We start from the raw sequence: 17,837 nt of genomic DNA, 5'->3' as shown, positions 1-17,837 counted from the left end.
AAGGAGTGAATGCAAGTCAAAAAAATCATTTGATGTGCTTTATCACTTTTCCTAGGATGCCTGCTAGTATGACGCAGCTTCTGCCACATATCGAAAATGAGTGATGGCGCCATAAGTGTCTCCTTCACTTTCCAAATACCACCACAATGTTCGGCTATAAAATCGTTTACAGCTTGATCGGGAATAGTAAACAAAAAAGCAGATCATAAAAGATCTGCTTTTTCTATTACATGATTTGTTTCTTTTGTTCATGATCTATTTCTGGCTGTATTTCCTGTGTGAGTTGATGCCCTTCTATGTCCACATTCGGGATGATCTTGTCCAGCCATTTCGGCAAATACCAGGCTGCATTCCCCATCAGTTTCATCACACTTGGAATCAGTGTCATTCGCACAATAAATGCGTCAAAGAGCACACCAAAGGAAAGGGCCAATCCGTTGGCTTTCACAGTAGCTTCTCCGGCAAAGATAAATCCTGCGAAAACGAAAATCATGATTAAACCAGCCGCGGTGACAACAGGACCGCTGTGTTTTAATCCAGCCTGAATGGCTTGTACTGGATTCTTTGTTTTTACATATTCTTCACGCATTCTGCTGACAAGAAATACTTGATAATCCATAGCTAAACCGAACAGAATCCCAATCGATAAAATCGGCAGGAAGGCGAGTATTGGCCCTTTTTCAGGTATTTTGAAAAAGTCGATGAGATTGCCGTCTTGTAAGATAAATACACAGATCCCAAGAGTGGCTGTCATCGTTAAAATGAAACCTGCAACAGCAACAAGCGGCACAAGCAGCGAACGGAAAACAATGGTCAGCAATACAAATGCAAAGCCGACAATGAGTACAGCAAACACCGGTATCGCATCATTCAGGCGATCTGAAATGTCAATATTCACTGCAGTCGATCCAGTAACAAGCAAATCTACTCCGTTTTTATCTGACAAACTGCGTACATCGTGTACCAAATCTTTCGTTGCCACATCATTTGGACCTGTTTCCGGAACGACCGTAATGATGGCAAAGTTCCCTTCTTTATTAGGCATTGCAGGGGTGACACTTGCTACATGGTCTAAGCCCTTTATTTCTTTCACTGCATCTGCGAAAGCCTCCGCTTTATTTCCTTTGACACTTGCGGCATCCGCTACGATGGTTAATTGGCCATTAAAACCTTCTCCAAACCCATCGGCAAGCAAGTCATAAGCCCGGCGTTCAGGATTATCCTTCGCTTTCATCCCTGCATCAGGCAAGCCCAGTTCCAAATGCATAGATGGAATACTAATGACGATCAAAATGAGAATGCTGCAAACACTTAGCAGAATAGGATGTTTTGTGACAAAACGCCCCCATGCATTTGTGGCAGAGCTTTGTTTTCCTTTTTTCTTGTTTGCTTTCGGAATCATCCGTTTCCCTGCTATTGATAAGACGGCAGGCACCAGCGTGATGGAGGCAAGAACAGCCATCAGTACACTAAGCCCTGCTGTCAGCCCCATTGCAGACATAAAAGGAATGTTAACAACCGTCAATCCGCAAAGTGCGACGATCACAGTAAGTCCGGCAAAAACGACTGCACTCCCAGCTGTTCCGGTGGCTCTTGCAACCGAGTCATTCTTTTGTATGCCTTCACCTAAAAACTGGCGGTGTTTCGTAAAAATAAATAAAGCATAATCAATCCCAACAGCAAGACCAATCATTCCGGCTAATGAAAGACTGACGGAAGCAATATCGAATACTTGTGTCCCAATCAAAACCAGTCCAATGCTTACCCCTAAACCAAGCAGCGCAGTTAAAATCGGCAATCCTGCTATTAATAAAGAACCGAATGTAATAGCTAAAACGACAAAGGCCAAGATAATGCCGACAATTTCAGAGACACCGCCTATCTCCATCTCGGCTCCCGGTACATCTCCGCTTAGCTCAGTTTGCAATCCCTCATCATCAGCCATTTTCAAACTGTCTTTTAAGTGTTTGATAGAGTAATCCTTTATATCATCTGCTGATGATTTATACTTGATATCAGCATAGGCAACTGTGCCATCTTTCGCGATTGTTCCTGTCACAAAAGGACTTGCAATCGAGTCAACAGAATCATCTTTACTGATTTCCTTGAACGTTTTTTCTATAGCTTTTTTCGCTGGCTTTGAAGTCAGTTTCTCCCCATCATCAGCACCGAAAATCACCCGTATGCTCCCTTTATCAGGACCGTGAGGAAATTCTTTTTCAATCACATCCATCGCTTTTTCCGAAGGTGTGTCAGGTATGGACATATCCTCAGAAAAACTTGGCTTTAAGGTGATTGCAAGGCCAATCGAAGCAACTAACACAACGACCCATGCACATATTACTTTTACGCGATGCCGAGCAACCCATCCTCCTAATGTATATAACATTTTTGACATGATAATCTCCTTTCAATACATTGCTTAATCACATTCTTTCTCATTGTAGTTGACCACGAAATAAAAAAAACGTACATTCGGGCATGTACGTTTGGGCAATTTTCAAATATGCAGTTTATTTGTCTAATGTCAGAATACCTTTTTGCATGGCAATCGTTACTGCTTCAGTTCTTGAATTCGCGCCTAATTTATTGTAAATGGACGTTAATCTGGCCTTTACTGTTCGCTCAGAGACGCCCAAATCAAAGGCAATCGCTTTGCTTTTAAGCCCTTTAGCAATTGCTTTTAAAACAATGACTTCCTTTTCTGTCAGCTGCGTCTCACTGCTCTGCTTCTTCATCCGCTCAAATTGGATTTCTTGCAAGCGTTTAAGGATATCAGGCTGCAATAGCACATTTCCTCTTATCGCTGCATCCATTGTGTGAAAAAGGGTTTCTGAACTCGTATCCTTCAACAGATATCCTTTCGCTCCTAATTCAATTCCTTCAATCATTAGGTGATCTTCATTATATGTAGTCAAAATAATGATGGGGATATCGTGTTTTTCATTTATTTGTTTAATGGCTTCTAATCCGCTCATCTCCGGCATATACAAATCCATAAGAATGATATCCGGTTGCAATTCATCTGCTAGACGGACTGCTGCTCTGCCATTTTCCGCCTCTCCTATAATGGTGTATTGATCGTTCGTTTCAATTAAAAGCTTCAGACCTTCCCTCACGACAAGATGGTCATCAACGATTAAAACCTTATTCATCTTGCATCTCTCCCTGAATTGGTACAGTAATCTCAATTTGTGTCCCTTTCAATTTTGTACTCTTTATATTGAATTGGCCATTCATGGATCTGACACGTTCTTGTATGCCAAGAAGCCCATAATGCCCTCTCTTTTTCTTTCCTTTTTCAACATCAAATCCTTTGCCGTTATCCTTAACTGTTAAATGGAGCCTCCCCTTCTCATCATCCCAAATGGAAATCCAGATTGTTTTTGCTTCAGCATGCTTTGCCGCATTCGTCATGCATTCTCCAATGATGAAATAACAGTTTTCAGCTGTACGCACATCCAGCACCTGATGCAATCTGTAATCTAATAAACAAGCCATGCCTGTCGACTCTATAAAATGATCCATCAGTGAGGTAATTCTTTCTTTTAAAACACCGATTTCTTCTGATTTGCTGCGGAGATCATCAATTGCTGAACGTGCATCAGCTAATGTGCTTTTCACTCTTTTCATCGATTGTTGTATGATTTCCTTCGCTCTCTCTGTGTTGCCTTTGGAGAGATGTACATGAATCGCGTCCAGCTGCATATTTAAACTGACCAGCCCTTGAGCAAGCGTATCGTGTAAGTCTCGAGCCATCCGCTGCCTTTCGTTCTGCAGCGTCAGCTGTTCGACCTGCTGATGAGCTAGCTCCAGCCTTTCAAGAGTCAATTGAGCTTTTATTTTTTCATCAACTTGGGCAAAAAATGTTGCGGCATAAGTGATGATGACAATCATGATCGGCGCAGCAATAACAATAAAATGCAACACTTCACCTTTATTAAGGTGATACGCCGAATTTATGCCCAGCAGCAGCAATAGGTAAAGAATAGGAAAAACCCTTCTTCTGTCTGCCATTCCTATGATTTGGCCAATTAAAAATGCATAAAGGCCGATAATAACAAGTATAAAGAAGCCAGTCATGAGATTAGCAAGTGCAAAGGTGATCAAACCTTGTACCACGAAATACAGAATCACTCTTTTCTTAACCCAGCGATATGAGTGCCAATGAAGCAAAGCAAAAATGGCGATTAATATGGTAAACGCATAAAGCAATAAAATGGACCAGCCCCCAGAAACAAATTGCAGCACGATAGAGGCTATATAGATCATGAGAATAAAAGCCAGGCCCGGCACTCTGAGTGCAAGCATGTTTAATGCACGCCTATCATGTGAGTAATATTTATCTTTGAAAGGATTCCTTATCAGCAAGCCTTATCCACTTCCTTTACCTGTTTCACCAAATCAAAATTCATGAGAATCGAACGCAACATTAGAGTTTCCAACAAAAGATCATTGCCCAAACGTACATGAACGTTCTGCCTTTATGTACGTTTTATCTTTTCAAATTTATCTTTAAAATCAAAAGGAACATACTATTCATTGAAGGAATGATCATCATTGAAATCAATTGATCTTACAATTTTATCATTAAAAAGAAAAGGAATCCGGACTGAGAAGGTATTAAAAAATCAATATCCTGATCGATTAAGCCATATGACAGATAAAAATATGCAGCCAAAAATCAGATGCAAGGAAAAAGAGGAATGAACATGTATTGGTTTTTAGGTGCTTTATTATATTTTCTCATCGGTACTTGTGTATTCATTGGAATCATTAGAGACAGCCACTCAGGCTCGTGGACCCTGCTTGCCTTAGCAGCTCCACTCATCATTTTGGGTTACCCTTATTTTTATTCTAAGCAGCTTTTTGCTAAAAAATAGTGAAATAACGCCATACAATTCGCACATTGGTAAAGATATCAATATCGAGATACAATTTAGATATACGACGGAAAGGAGTTTTGCCTGATGAGTCAAAGAGTGTCCTACTATGAGATTGCACCTGAAGGTATGAAAATCATGATGGATATGGAGACATACACGAAACAATCCTCAATGAACCGAACCACGAGAGAACTAATCAAAATCAGAGTTTCTCAACTAAACGGCTGTGCCTTCTGCATAGATATGCATACTTCCGATGCCCGTAAAATGGGAGAAACTGAACAGCGAATTTACTGTTTACATGCTTGGAATGAATGTGATTTTTACTCCCCTGAAGAGAAAGTTGCTCTCGAACTGTCTGAACACATCACGCTCATTCCATCTAAAAGGGTTCCTGATGAGCTATATCATCGGGTGCGGGAACATTATGATGAAAAACAATATGTTGACCTTGTTCTCATCATTAATCAAATAAACAGCTGGAACCGCATCTCTATTGCAATGGGGAATCGAGCTGTTTCAAAATAAGAAGAAGGAGTAAGATTAGAACGAATCTTACTCCTTCTCCTGGATATCGTGCCGCATCATCATGTGTTTCCGTTTCAAAATCCTAAAGCTTCACGTTTAGGTGCTTTTCAAACGCGATTTTCCCGCTTGGTGTAATCCTGATCGCTCTCGTTTTAGGCATACGAACGATCCATTCTTCTTCTAACATGCGCATCAATAGGGCGTTTCCTAATGCTCCTGCAATATGATGCTGCCGTTCACTCCAATCCAAACAGCAGCAGGCAAAGGCTCTCCTCTTATTCCGTTGTTGCTCTTCATTGATGCCTAACTTCGAAAAGAACAAAGCACCCTCTGAAGTCACCTCAAAGTTTAAATCAACTTTTTTTAACATCCCCTGCTCAACTAATGAATGTGCCATTTGTACGCCCACATAACCTGCCAAATGATCATAACAGGTACGGGCGAAATGCAAGTCCTTTTTCTCTTTTGACTCTTTTAAAGATTTGACTTTACCTTCAGGCGCAATATGAAGCAATTGTTCGATCACGTTAGCAGCATCTGAGTTAGACAATCTGTAATACCGATGTCTTCCATGCTTTTCTACGCTAATCAGCTTCGCGTCAAGCAATTTATTCAGGTGAAAACTTGCGGTTTGAGGTTTAATGTTAGCGAGATATGCAAGCTCTCCCGCAGGGTGTATCCTTCCATCCATTAGACTCAAAAGTATGGAAGAACGCGAGGGATCTGATAGCAACGAAGAGATTTTTGCAATATTAGGATTCATGATTTTCCTCCTTACATTCATATTTCGATGATAGTTGAAATGTTAATCCTTTACAATATAAATGTAAGCATGACAAGGAGGAATAGCGTTGGACATTAAAAAGCGAGACAATCTTCGTTTTAAAGAAATCAAGCCAAAGATTATGTATTATGGAACCTCGACATTTCTTCTAACCACGTTGAATGAGGATGGAACCACCAATATCAGTCCTATGTCTTCTTCTTGGGCTCTTGGACATTATATAATCCTTGGAGTAGGACTGGGCGGAAAAGCCATCGACAATTTGGAAAGACACAAAGAGTGTGTCATAAACTTGCCTGGCCCGGATTTATGGGAAAACGTAGAAAGAATTTCATCTTATAGCGGAAAAAAAAGTATACCGCCTTTAAAGAAGCAGCTCGGATTTACATATAAAAAAGAAAAATACGAGGCAGCAGGGTTAACGCCTTTACAATCAAAAACAGTATCACCAACACGAATTAAAGAATGTCCTATCCAAATCGAAGCCGAAGTGAAACATATTCGGATTCCAGAATATGATCAGTCATTTGCCATTGTAGAGACGCAGGCACTGCACTTTCATGCCGATGAAAGTATTATACTGGATGAAAACCATATCAACCCCTCCAAATGGAGCCCACTGATCTATAATTTCAGACATTACTTTGGTTTAGGAAGAGAAGTCGGAAAGACCTTTCGTTCAGAGACATGATTATTTTGAGACCGAACCATGATTTGGTCTATTCTAGTAACCCTTGTTATTATCAGATCAAGCGATCATTAGGCTTGATCTCTTTTTTAGTGAAACATCCATTTAAGGATATAAAAGTTACTTACTTGCCAATTCTTTTATCATCAAACCCAACTCATAAATCCCCTTTTGAAGGTCTTTAAGAGATGCATAAGCATATGATAAGCGAATATAATTCCCTTTTTCCTGAGCATAGATACTGCCCAGATTGAGCAGAATCCCTTTTGATAAGGCTTTAGTATAAAGTAATTTCATTGATATGGAAGGCAATATTTTTATCCAGACAAAAAACCCTCCTTTTGGGATATTCCATGTCGCCACATCTTTCAAATGAGTTTCTAAAGCACTCAAGGCCAATTCTCTTCTCACCTTTAAATGCTGCCTAACCTTTTCTACATGCTGCTGGTATTGGCCGGAAGTAAACCACTCCGCCGCTACTCTTTGGGATAGCGAACTGGATCCGTAATCTGTTTGCATTTTAATGTCAGATAAACGTTCAATCACCGGTTCCGGTCCGACGATCCATCCAATCCTCAAACCTGGGCTTAAAGTTTTCGATAAACTTCCTATATACAGTACATGTCCATTTTTATCAATTGTTTTAATAGGATATGGCGGGATTTCATCGATCCATAACTCACGATAAATGTCATCTTCAATAATAGGAAGCTGTGTATTCTCACTTACTGCTAGGATTTCTTCCCGCCGCTTTTTAGACATGAGAATACCAGTCGGATTGTGAAAACATGGATTTGTATATAAGATAGCCCTTCCCCGCTCACCTTTTGTCAAATGAAGACTTTCCGGCAAAAGCCCGTCTTGATCCATAGGAAGACCAGTGAGTTTCATACCGGCAGATTGAAACACGTGTAATGAATAAAGGTAGGAGGGCTGATCAAGATATACGGTTGATCCTCTTTGTAACAGCCCCATTGATATCAGCTGCAAGGCTTGCAGCGCTCCTGAGACAATCAGAATGGAAGAAGATGAGACGTTGATTCCAATGGTTTTTAAATAGTTGCTTAATGCCTCCCTCAAAGGTAAGTAACCTTTTGGTTCTTCATATCCGAATGCCTCCATGTGATGAGATACCTTCCCCATCATCTCTTTCATAACAGCCAAAGGAAAAATCTCAGCTGAAAGTTCACCTTTACTTAGCTGTATAAGGTCTGTATTTGATTCTGATTGATTGATCTCTTGAACAATTTTTCGGCTTGGCATCTGAATGCCAGAGGTGACATATTGATCCCAATCGGGAGCAGAATTCTTAGCCATCAGTGTCCATGTGTTGTTGATAACAACTGTGCCTTTCCCCATTGTGCCTTCTATTAGCCCATCGGCCATCAATTCCTCTAAGGCTGTAATCACTGTGCTCCGATTTACCTGAAAATCTTTTGCAAGCGTGCGCTGGCTTGGAATCTTGCTTCCAATCGGCCACTCTCCATTTCCTATTTTCTCTTTAATAAAATGAATGATTTGTCTGTACTTAGGGAGCTTTTTCATCTTTTTTTCTTCTGGAAAGCTCATAAAATCGGTCTCCTTAAACTAAATTGGTTGGGTCAAAATCCGTTTAACTGGTTGAAGCCATATCACCAAATCTTTATTAATATAAAACACATTAAATAACTGGTTGGTTTTTGTAAAGAGGAGAGGGAAATATGCAAAAGAAAACAGTTCAATTGATCACCTCAAACAGTCTGATGATCTGTTTATGGGCATCTGCTTTTCCGGGAATTCGCGCAGGTCTGGAAGGGTACACACCAGAACACCTTGCTTTATTTCGCTTGTTAATCGGCTCTATGGCATTATTGCTTTTTGCTGTTTTGACTCGGATGCGCCTACCCGACTTGAAAGACATTCCTGCCATTTTTCTTTTAGGGTTTTTAGGTTTTGCACTGTATCACATTTTGCTGAACATCGGTGAAAAAACAGTTAGTGCCGGAGTTGCAAGCTTACTCGTTACTACGGCACCGATCTTCTCAGCCATGCTATCCCGCCTGTTTTACAAAGAGCATTTTGGATTTACGAAATGGCTTGGCTCTATGATCAGTTTATTGGGTGTATTATTGATTGCATTTGGGGCGGGAGACTTTACATATTCAATGAGCGGTATCTTGGTTATCCTGCTGGCAGCTTTTTCTGAAAGTATTTACTTCGTTTTTCAACCTAGCTATATAAAAAAATATGGTTTTATTCCATTTGTTACATTTACCATTTGGGGCGGAACAATACCTATGCTTATTTTTTTGCCTGGCTTAGGCTCGGAGGTGATAGACGCACCTTTGAACGCTACATTGTCGATTGTTTATTTAGGTTTATTGCCAACAGTTGTGCCATACTTTGCCCTTGCATATGTTACTTCACTCGTCGGTGCTTCAGAAGCAACCCTTTCACTTTATGTTACACCGGCTTTAGCCTTGATCATATCTTGGATCTGGATCAGCGAAATACCCACACTGATCTCTCTGCTAGGCGGAGTGGTTACAGTTGGCGGGGTATGTTTTACCTATTTAACACCCAATAAAATCAAACGATATGGAAACGCTCTTATACATAAATAAAGAAGATACCCGCATCATTTGGTTTCTTTTTAATAAGCTCATTTATCAATTAAAATTGTTTACCATAGTCCTCTAATCAAACGATAGCTCAATTCCCCCGATTTTGTTGACGATGGTGAAAATATATCCAATTATAGTTTGATCTGAAGTTCTGAATAATCGCTATTAAAAAGAATGCTATAATGAGTGATATTGCAGACTCTAAGATAGATATATTCAATTTAATCATGAAACAGGGAATGAATGAAATAATGGATAAAATGAAAATACTTATTATTGAAGATGATGAAGCAATAGCAGATCTGCTTTCATACGGGCTTACGCAGGAAGGTTTTCAAACGTGTACTGAATCTAACGGAGCTTTAGGGATGAAACAGTTAGACCAATTCAAACCCGATCTTCTGCTGCTTGATTGGATGCTGCCAGATTGCAGCGGATTGGATATCTGTAAAAAAGTGACCCAACGCTATAATATCCCTATACTTATGATCACCGCAAAGTCAGATATCACTGATAAAGTCCTTGGGTTGGAATTTGGGGCTGACGATTATATTACAAAGCCATTTGACTTGCGTGAAGTTATCGCCAGAATTCGTACAATACTCAGGCGTCTTGAACAAGCTAACCATGTGAATGATCGAGGATCGTCTAATGAGGATCACATTCAACTAAAAAATATTGTGATGATCCCAGACGAAAGAATAGTAAAAAAAGATGGGATCATTGTTGATTTGACTCCTAAAGAATTTGATCTGCTTAAGACATTGATTGACCATCGTGGAAAAATCTTTACACGTTCAGAGCTGTTGGAATTTGTTTGGGGCTACGATTTTGCCGGGGATACACGTACGGTAGATACTCATATCCAAAGACTCCGTAAAAAACTGGATGCAAGCGACCTCATTAAAACAGTGTTTGGCATTGGATATAAATTCGAGAAGTAGGAGGAGTAGAGAGTGTTACGGACGATCAAGGGTAAATTTATTATTGGTTTTTTTCTGATTTTTTCTCTCTCTTTCCTAGTGCTTAATCAAACGGTCAAAAGCGTCATTTGGTCAAGCAATGAAAAAATTGTGACCTCAGATTTAATAGACTTAAAAAAAAACAGCATCATGTATATCAATCAAGCATTTTTAATCAATCATTATAAAAACAATGAACTATACTTCGGCGATATGGCCGATGAAATAGTGGATAGTTTAACTCATTCAACAGGAAGCAATGTAGGCGTTTATACCGTAGATGGCACTTTGTTGTCTTCTTCTAATAAAACAGTGTTTTCGCAAGGTATTGACGAGGACCTAACAAAAGCAATTAACGGAAAAAATGCTTATCATATCACCTATGATCGAAATCAAGCACAGGTGTTTTTTTCTTATCCAGTTGTCATTGATGGTGCAAAAGTTGGCATATTGCGTTTTTCTAAAGATTTTAATTTGCTTTACAAACAAAGCGGAGAGATTTTAAATATTATTTTTTATATCGCTCTTGCGATATTTGTGGCGGCGTTTCTTTTCTCTTATATACTCTCCAGACACATCACGATTCCAATCGTCAAGCTGACAGAGGCCACCTCAGAAGTCAAAAAGGGAAAGCTGGATGTGGATATCCATTTTTCTAGAAAAGATGAAATTGGCCAGCTTACGGTTAATTTCAATGATATGATCACCAGAATTAGGGATCAAATTTCAACTATCGAAAAAGATCGGGATAGGTTAAAGGAACTTAATGAACAGGAAAAACGTTTTTTTGACAATATGACCCATGAACTGAAAACACCTCTGACTTCTATTCAAGGCTATGCTGAAATCATAAAACAAAAAGGGGAATCAGATCAGGCGTTTTTTGATAAAGGAATGAATCATATTGTTGAAGAAAGCCGGCGTCTGCACAATTTGGTTATAAAACTTCTTGAGGTATCTAGAGAAACCTCTAAAGAACAATTCGATAGGATTGATGCAGGAACGATTTTGAAAGATGTATGCGAATCTATGAAATTTCGTGCAGAACGATATAAAAAGAAGATCACCTATGAGATAGAAGACAGTCTCTATGTGTATGGTCAAAAGAATAGAGTGCGCCAACTCTTTATTAATCTTTTGGACAATGCGATCAAATACAGTTTATCTCATTCAGAAATCATGATTCAGGCTAAAGTTGCGGGAGATCAGGTTCTTTTTATGTTCAAAAATCCAAGTGATCCATATGACGACAACCAATACACAAAAGTGTTTCAGCCTTTTTATTCAATAAACCAAAAGGTGACGGAAGAAGGAAGTTTAGGGTTGGGGTTAAGCATAGTTAAAACAATTGTCGAAAAACATGGAGGAACAATCAAGATGTTCTACGAAGAAAAACATACAATCATCACTATTGTACTAGCTTACATGAAGGTTGAGAAATGATCATGAAGAACAAACGGTTTATTATATTGTCAGGGATATTATTGATTTCCTTGATTTTTGTATCCAGCTATAATATGGGCAAGCGATCTGAAACCATCATCATTCCAAACAAGGAAGAGAGCCAGATTGATGACGATCAGAAGTCGGGCTCCTTTCAGGTGAAGAAGATATATCGCCTCCCTCAAGCTGACCAGTTGCTTGGCTGGTCTTCATCAAACGCTGTAGTTGGTTTTTTCAAAGGAAATGACACAACGGAAGGTAAAGCGCAGCATCTTCAGAATGTCTCCTATCCTTTTGAAAAACCTGAAACTCTGCAGAGCATTGACCGCAATACTTCCAACCTTAAGTTGTCTCCCGACGGGAAAAGTATCGCCGGATTAACGATGTCATCAAATAAGATAACACTAAATCTAATATCACTGACGAACAGAAACAAAAAGGAAATAGCCAGTTTTTCTTCTAGCAAGGATGCCTTTGTACAGGATATTTCATGGTCAAATAATAGCAAATACATTTGTTATCTTGTCATTGACACGACAAAAAATGACCAGACTGCGGTCAATGTATTCAACATAGATTCCGGAACCCTCAAAACGTATCCATTGAAGAATGTTGATGAAAAGGATTCGCTTACGGCAGTTTCCATTTCAGATGATGGACGTAGTTTGCTGCTTACCATGTTACAAGGGCAACAATACCGCATTATGACGGGGACCATCAGCGGTGACAGCATCACTATTCAAAATAAGCGGCAGATTAGCCCCTATGGTAAACCTGTTTGGTTAAACAATGACCAATTTGTATTTTTAGGTATCGGAGAAACCTTATACGAATACGACCTCAGAAACAGTGAGCTCTCTGTTCTGCTCGAAAATGTAGCTGTTTTTACCATATCTAATGATCGAAAGAAGATCGCTTACTCTTTATATGACAAGGACAATACTTATGCAGGAAAGCTGCAAGGGAAAAATGTCCTCTACGCAGAACCTATATACCACGGCGCCAACCCATCAGAAATATATTGGAGTCCAGATGGCAGCAACCTGCTTGTTTATGAACAAAACCAGTATACTTCTATGGAAAACTCATCAGCCCGATTTTTTGACGATCGCTCTTATATCATATCCTTCAAGTAAACCTTATTTCTATTGAATAGAAATAAGGTTTTTTCTTATACCTACAAGATATTACATAACAATGATTCCTTCATTTGTTGACATTTTGTTTACAAGTTGATCAAACTTCTGCGATAACTCCCATCTATATTAAAAGAGCATCATTTTTACCGGGCTTTGTCTCCAAAGTTTCATTGGCCTTCTAATTTATGTGACTCGTTCGCGAGAAAACTAGTTTTGATATCTACAATTGAGGAGTGTTGGAAAAAGTGTCAAATTCACCAAGAAGGGATCGTAAGTTGAATCAAATAGGAAAAATAGGTTTTGGGATATTGATTATTCTAGGTGTAACGTTACTATGCATTTCCTGGAAGGCACTTGCCGGCCCAAAGCAGGAACCAATAAAAGAAAGTACAAACGCTTCTGAGCAGGCGCATATAGAAACACACAAAAATTCAGCACAGAAAAAAGAACAAAAAAAACCTGCTGAAATCGGGAAGGTCGTTTATTTAACATTTGATGACGGACCAAACCCTGCTGCTTCAGAGAAAATTATGGATTTGCTTCATAAATACAATGCAAAGGGAACGTTTTTTATGTTAAAACCAAATATCGAGCGAAATCCTAATATTGTGAGAAAAATGGCGGAAAACGGTCATTCTGTTGGGTCTCACGGCGTGACGCACCAGGTTTCCGAGATCTATAAATCCCCTGAAAGCTTTGCTGCAGAAATGAACGATACATTGGACTACATTAAAGAAACAACCAAAGTCAACACGCATTTAATAAGAGCACCTTACGGGTCAAAGCCTTACATTACTGGCCCTTTTAGAGATGTTGTGGAGCGTGATCATTTTAACCTGTGGGATTGGACGGTTGACTCAGAGGACTGGAAGTACACTCATGGAGAGTTTGTTAAGAGTGTCATTCAGCAAGTCAAAACCCTTGAAGGAAAAGAGCCGCTTATTGTATTAATGCATGAAAAGCCGACTACCGCGGCGTATTTGGAACAATTATTAAAATATTTCCGGGAAAGTGGATACGAAATGAAAGCAATTCATGATTCAATCAAACCGGTACAATTCAGATTCAATTGAAGTATAAATTTAAAGTATCTTATATGAACTACAAAATATCACGGAGATAAAAGAATTATTTATTAGAGAATCGTTAAGAACCAGTACAATATATAAATATTCAACTTGATCAGGAAGGAATTTGATAGTGAAAATCGGGAGAAGGAAACTGAAAATGCAGAGTATTTTATTGTTTGTTCTAGCCCTCTTGTTAACCATTGGAGGCCTGACCTGCTATAGCATTTACCGAAACGTAGCAAAATCGGTCAACCATATGTATGAACCTCTGCAAAGAGATTCTAAGCAACAAGATGCTAGTCTTGGACATGATCCTATATCGATTCTTTTGCTGGGAGTAGATGAGCGCCCCGGTGATAAAGGACGACCTGATTCGATGATCGTACTGACTTTAAATCCAGAGACGAAAACATCGACGATGGTAAGTATACCGCGTGATACCAGAGTATTTATGCGATCAAAGAATACCAACATTAAAATGAACGCAGCATATACTTACGAGGGTATTGAAGGTGCCGTTCAAACCGTTGAACAATTTTTAAACATTCCAATCAATTATTATATCAAAGTCAATATGGAAGGGTTTAAAGATATTGTAGATGAGATTGGCGGAATCACAGTGAATAATGATTTCCCTTTTACCCTTGAAGGGGTGCATATACCAAAAGGGGAACAGCACCTGGATGGAAAGGTTGCCCTTAAATACGCACGGATGAGAAAAGAAGATCCTCGCGGTGATTTTGGGCGGCAGCAGCGGCAGCGAGAAATCATTAACCAAATTATTCACGAAGGAGCACAATTAAAATCATTAAAAAACTATCAAGGAATTTTGGCTGCCTTAGAAAAAAATATACAAACAAACTTAACACTTGATAAAATGATTGATATTCAACGCTCTTATAAAGAAGCCGTTCAACATGTCAAACAGATCGAAATAAAAGGTGAGGATAAAAAGATAGATCACTTATGGTATCACGTTGTAACTGATGAAACGAGAAAGGACTTATCGAAGAAACTTCGCCAGCAATTAAATCTAGATTCTTAATAAAATAAAACCCTTATTCACCAACCGCTTACTCATGTAAAGAGAAGAGTTCTTGCCTCTTCTCTTTTTTATGATTTCCCGGAATAAAAAAGAGAGTATTCGATTATTTTCTTAAACCCTAGTTTAGCTGCTAATGCAATGGACGATTTGTTGCAAACATCACAATCCCACCCAGGAACAATCCCATTTTCCATACAAAACGCTATAAACCTATTTGCTACGCAATAAGCTAAGCCCAGTCCTCTGTATTCTTCAAGTGTATAGATATCCATTTCCGCTAATCCATGCCCTACAAATATAGAAGTACACTCACTTACTACATGATTGCCATGTAATACGGCAAATCCAAAACCTTTTGAAGAAAACTGTGAGACAGAATCCCAATACTCCTCATAATAAGCTCTGTTAAAAGCTGTGCTGTTTGTCATGATATCTTCATCTATTCTTTTCAATACAAGCCCCTTTGGAAGTTCAAAAGGCGGTTTAGAGGGTTTTTGCCGAAAAGAAAATGCCATTCTCCTCATTTGGTTCATGTCATCTTTCAATATGGTTTTCAGTACGCTATCCCATCTATCACTGGAAGAAAACAGGGTAAATCGTTTTGTTGATTTCGCTTGTTTTTCATAATATTCAGCAATGAAATCATTAAAAACTTGATTCTCCGGGTCTCCCGCAATAAAATAAATGCCTGATTTCGTTCCTATAAAAAACGATTTAGGGCAAGTTTGGTCATCTACATAAACAGCTCCCGGAATGGCTTGGTCTAATATTGAATAGACAAATGTGGGACAATATTTGTCAGCAAACGTTGTTTTTAAGCTGCTATATTTTTCTTTCGTTAATTCCTTCAAACAAACAACCCCTTTACAACTCTTCTCCTTCATGATTCTGTTAACAAAATCAATTTTCCTCCGTCACAAGCTAAATAACTTCTCTGTTACGGATCTCAGACAAATGAAAACAAAAAACAGGTCTCTGCACTCAGCTCGCAGACACCTGTTGAACAGCACATTTATTCCCCAATTTCAGCAAACGGTCACTAATTTCAGCACGGATTGGAAAAACGTCTTCTGTTCCGTGTGCTTTTGCCGGATCATCAAACCCCCAATTTATCTGCTGCACCCCGCAGAGTGTAACAACGAAATCAGCATTGTTTAAAATGTTCGGATCAATGATATCCGTTGTTTGATTTGAAATATCAATCCCTGCTTCTTTCATGGCATTGACAGCATTCGGGTGTCATCTATGAGCTTCGATTCCTGCGCTGTACACATTCCACTTGTCTCCAAGTATTTCCCCCCACCCTTCAGCCATTTGGCTGCGGCAAGAGTTACCTGTGCAATGTTTTCCTTGATATATTGACTTGTCCTTTTAGAAACAAGAATGGATGATCAGCAGCCAAATATACAGGCCGACAAGTGTGATCAATAAAGTGGGTATCGTGAGGATAATTCCTGTCTTAAAATACGTGCCCCAGGAAATCTTCATACCTTTTTGCGAAAGAACATGAAGCCATAATAATGTCGCCAAGGAACCAATCGGCGTTATTTTAGGCCCTAAATCTGAACCGATCACATTTGCATAAATAAGCGCTTCTCTCATCATCCCATGTGTATCTGTACCGGCAATAGCCAATGCGTCAATCATAACAGTCGGCAAGTTATTCATAATGGAAGAAAGAATGGCCGCAATAAAGCCCATTCCAATTGTCCCGGCAAACATCCCGTGATCAGCTGCGGCTTGAATGACATCTGAAAGGACATCAGTTAATCCGGCATTTCGGACACCATATACAACAACATACATGCCAATTGAAAAGAATACGATAGCCCATGGCGCTTCTTTCACCACTTTCTTTGTATGGACGGCCGGACTCTTTTTCGCAGCGATTAAAAAAATGATTGCAATACTGCCAGCTACCATTGATACAGGGATAGATAAAAATTCACTTACAAAATATCCAACCACCAGGAGCCCCAAGATATACCACGATAGTCTGAACATGTTTTGATCTTTAATCGCTTCAATAGGTTTCTTCACCTCAGACAGATCATAACGTTTTGGTATGCTTTTTCTAAAGAAAAGGTAAAGCACAATGATGCTCGCCAGGAGCGAAAACAAGTTCGGGACAATCATTCTGGATGCATATTCAATAAATGTAATATGAAAATAATCCGCTGAAACGATGTTGACCAAATTGCTCACTACTAATGGAAGCGAGGTCGTATCTGCAATAAATCCGCTGGCAATGATAAAAGGAAAAACTAATTTTTCATTGAAATGTAATGCTCTGACCATTGCTAATACAATTGGTGTCAATATAAGAGCGGCACCGTCATTTGCAAATAACGCAGCGACGATAGCTCCTAATATAGATACATAAACGAACATCCGCACACCGTTTCCTTTTGCAGCCTTAGCCATATGAAGCGCTGCCCATTCAAAGAAACCGATATTATCAAGAATTAACGATATCAGTATGATAGCCACAAAAGCCAATGTCGCATTCCAAACAATCCCTGTCACAGTTAACACATCATGAAAATTGACAACACCTGCTACTAGAGCTAAAGCTGCGCCTCCACAGGCTGACCACCCTATTGATAAATTTTTCGGCTGCCATATGACCAATACTAGAGTTAATAAAAAGATGAATACCGCCAAAATCATTGATGTCAATCTAATGCCT

General features: G+C 39.3%; 17 protein-coding genes and 1 pseudogene. 10 read left to right on the top strand and 8 right to left on the bottom strand.

Features of this window, described 5'->3' with window-relative positions:
- Positions 1-226 precede the first annotated feature (226 nt).
- The 3 genes from CDO84_RS01990 to ydfH form a co-directional block, all read right to left on the bottom strand.
- Positions 227-2,398, bottom strand: a complete 2,172-nt coding sequence (locus CDO84_RS01990) for an MMPL family transporter (RefSeq protein ID WP_040084062.1) — start codon at positions 2,396-2,398, stop codon at positions 227-229.
- 115 nt (positions 2,399-2,513) lie between these two features.
- Positions 2,514-3,155 carry a two-component system response regulator YdfI gene (ydfI, locus tag CDO84_RS01985; RefSeq protein ID WP_040084064.1) on the bottom strand — a complete coding sequence of 214 codons (642 nt, stop codon included), beginning with the start codon at positions 3,153-3,155 and terminating at the stop codon, positions 2,514-2,516.
- Positions 3,148-4,371: a two-component system sensor histidine kinase YdfH gene (gene ydfH / locus CDO84_RS01980; protein ID WP_040084065.1), complete on the bottom strand. Its 1,224-nt coding sequence runs from the start codon at positions 4,369-4,371 to the stop codon at positions 3,148-3,150. The genes ydfI and ydfH overlap by 8 nt, the downstream gene beginning before the upstream one ends.
- A 189-nt stretch (positions 4,372-4,560) precedes the next feature.
- On the opposite strand from ydfH, the gene CDO84_RS01975 reads away from it, so the two are divergent.
- From CDO84_RS01975 to CDO84_RS01965, 3 genes are all read left to right on the top strand, one after another.
- Positions 4,561-4,710 carry a hypothetical protein gene (locus CDO84_RS01975; protein WP_052438186.1) on the top strand — a complete coding sequence of 50 codons (150 nt, stop codon included), beginning with the start codon at positions 4,561-4,563 and terminating at the stop codon, positions 4,708-4,710.
- Positions 4,707-4,883, top strand: a complete 177-nt coding sequence (locus CDO84_RS01970) for a hypothetical protein (RefSeq protein ID WP_080478167.1) — start codon at positions 4,707-4,709, stop codon at positions 4,881-4,883. The genes CDO84_RS01975 and CDO84_RS01970 overlap by 4 nt, the downstream gene beginning before the upstream one ends.
- A gap of 87 nt (positions 4,884-4,970) precedes the next feature.
- Positions 4,971-5,414, top strand: coding sequence for a carboxymuconolactone decarboxylase family protein (locus CDO84_RS01965; protein ID WP_040084067.1), 444 nt, complete (start codon positions 4,971-4,973; stop codon positions 5,412-5,414).
- An 82-nt stretch (positions 5,415-5,496) separates the two neighbouring features.
- On the opposite strand, the gene CDO84_RS01960 is transcribed toward CDO84_RS01965, so the two are convergent.
- Entirely contained in the window at positions 5,497-6,177 is a 681-nt protein-coding gene (locus CDO84_RS01960) for an ArsR/SmtB family transcription factor (RefSeq protein WP_040084068.1), read from the bottom strand.
- An 88-nt stretch (positions 6,178-6,265) separates the two neighbouring features.
- Between CDO84_RS01960 and CDO84_RS01955 the strand changes: the two genes are divergently transcribed.
- On the top strand, positions 6,266-6,889 hold the full coding sequence (locus tag CDO84_RS01955) for a flavin reductase family protein (protein WP_040084069.1): 624 nt from the start codon (positions 6,266-6,268) through the stop codon (positions 6,887-6,889).
- Positions 6,890-7,006: 117 nt separating this feature from the next.
- On the opposite strand, the gene CDO84_RS01950 is transcribed toward CDO84_RS01955, so the two are convergent.
- Positions 7,007-8,455, bottom strand: a complete 1,449-nt coding sequence (locus CDO84_RS01950) for an aminotransferase-like domain-containing protein (protein WP_040084071.1) — start codon at positions 8,453-8,455, stop codon at positions 7,007-7,009.
- A gap of 131 nt (positions 8,456-8,586) precedes the next feature.
- Between CDO84_RS01950 and CDO84_RS01945 the strand changes: the two genes are divergently transcribed.
- The 6 genes from CDO84_RS01945 to CDO84_RS01920 all read left to right on the top strand — a co-directional run bounded on the left by CDO84_RS01945 (position 8,587) and on the right by CDO84_RS01920 (position 15,148).
- Entirely contained in the window at positions 8,587-9,489 is a 903-nt protein-coding gene (locus tag CDO84_RS01945) for a DMT family transporter (RefSeq protein WP_040084072.1), read from the top strand.
- Positions 9,490-9,740: 251 nt separating this feature from the next.
- Positions 9,741-10,433 (top strand): response regulator transcription factor, encoded by a 693-nt coding sequence (locus CDO84_RS01940; protein ID WP_040084380.1) that lies wholly within the window; start codon positions 9,741-9,743, stop codon positions 10,431-10,433.
- Positions 10,434-10,445: 12 nt separating this feature from the next.
- On the top strand, positions 10,446-11,894 hold the full coding sequence (locus CDO84_RS01935; protein ID WP_040084073.1) for a HAMP domain-containing sensor histidine kinase: 1,449 nt from the start codon (positions 10,446-10,448) through the stop codon (positions 11,892-11,894).
- Complete coding sequence (locus CDO84_RS01930; RefSeq protein ID WP_014662937.1) at positions 11,891-13,030, top strand: hypothetical protein; 1,140 nt, start codon at positions 11,891-11,893, stop codon at positions 13,028-13,030. Before CDO84_RS01935 ends, CDO84_RS01930 begins: the two co-directional genes overlap by 4 nt.
- A 248-nt stretch (positions 13,031-13,278) precedes the next feature.
- Positions 13,279-14,106, top strand: coding sequence for a polysaccharide deacetylase family protein (locus CDO84_RS01925; RefSeq protein ID WP_031315635.1), 828 nt, complete (start codon positions 13,279-13,281; stop codon positions 14,104-14,106).
- Between the two features lie 154 nt (positions 14,107-14,260).
- Entirely contained in the window at positions 14,261-15,148 is an 888-nt protein-coding gene (locus tag CDO84_RS01920; RefSeq protein ID WP_029878427.1) for an LCP family glycopolymer transferase, read from the top strand.
- Between the two features lie 68 nt (positions 15,149-15,216).
- Here the strand turns inward: CDO84_RS01920 and CDO84_RS01915 are convergent, their stop codons facing one another.
- The 3 genes and pseudogenes from CDO84_RS01915 to CDO84_RS01905 all read right to left on the bottom strand — a co-directional run bounded on the left by CDO84_RS01915 (position 15,217) and on the right by CDO84_RS01905 (position 17,827).
- Positions 15,217-16,032 (bottom strand): GNAT family N-acetyltransferase, encoded by an 816-nt coding sequence (locus CDO84_RS01915; protein WP_082033067.1) that lies wholly within the window; start codon positions 16,030-16,032, stop codon positions 15,217-15,219.
- A gap of 97 nt (positions 16,033-16,129) precedes the next feature.
- Positions 16,130-16,507 (bottom strand): annotated as a pseudogene (locus CDO84_RS01910) (arsenate reductase/protein-tyrosine-phosphatase family protein).
- Between the two features lie 12 nt (positions 16,508-16,519).
- Positions 16,520-17,827, bottom strand: a complete 1,308-nt coding sequence (locus tag CDO84_RS01905) for an arsenical efflux pump membrane protein ArsB (RefSeq protein WP_040084075.1) — start codon at positions 17,825-17,827, stop codon at positions 16,520-16,522.
- Positions 17,828-17,837 lie beyond the last annotated feature (10 nt).

The organism is Bacillus sp. MD-5 (assembly GCF_002201875.1).
Taxonomy (GTDB): Bacteria; Bacillota; Bacilli; order Bacillales; family Bacillaceae; genus Bacillus; species Bacillus stercoris.
This window is presented reverse-complemented; position numbering and strand designations above follow the sequence as displayed.

Bases quoted from the DNA above. Each gene is read 5' to 3' on its own strand.
- CDO84_RS01990 (WP_040084062.1), bottom strand. From the start codon at position 2,398: ATGTCAAAAATGTTATATACATTAGGAGGATGGGTTGCTCGGCATCGC.
- ydfI (WP_040084064.1), bottom strand. From the start codon at position 3,155: ATGAATAAGGTTTTAATCGTTGATGACCATCTTGTCGTGAGGGAAGGT.
- CDO84_RS01970 (WP_080478167.1), top strand. From the start codon at position 4,707: ATGAACATGTATTGGTTTTTAGGTGCTTTATTATATTTTCTCATCGGT.
- CDO84_RS01965 (WP_040084067.1), top strand. From the start codon at position 4,971: ATGAGTCAAAGAGTGTCCTACTATGAGATTGCACCTGAAGGTATGAAA.
- CDO84_RS01960 (WP_040084068.1), bottom strand. From the start codon at position 6,177: ATGAATCCTAATATTGCAAAAATCTCTTCGTTGCTATCAGATCCCTCG.
- CDO84_RS01950 (WP_040084071.1), bottom strand. From the start codon at position 8,455: ATGAGCTTTCCAGAAGAAAAAAAGATGAAAAAGCTCCCTAAGTACAGA.
- CDO84_RS01945 (WP_040084072.1), top strand. From the start codon at position 8,587: ATGCAAAAGAAAACAGTTCAATTGATCACCTCAAACAGTCTGATGATC.
- CDO84_RS01940 (WP_040084380.1), top strand. From the start codon at position 9,741: ATGGATAAAATGAAAATACTTATTATTGAAGATGATGAAGCAATAGCA.
- CDO84_RS01930 (WP_014662937.1), top strand. From the start codon at position 11,891: ATGATCATGAAGAACAAACGGTTTATTATATTGTCAGGGATATTATTG.
- CDO84_RS01920 (WP_029878427.1), top strand. From the start codon at position 14,261: ATGCAGAGTATTTTATTGTTTGTTCTAGCCCTCTTGTTAACCATTGGA.
- CDO84_RS01915 (WP_082033067.1), bottom strand. From the start codon at position 16,032: ATGAAGGAGAAGAGTTGTAAAGGGGTTGTTTGTTTGAAGGAATTAACG.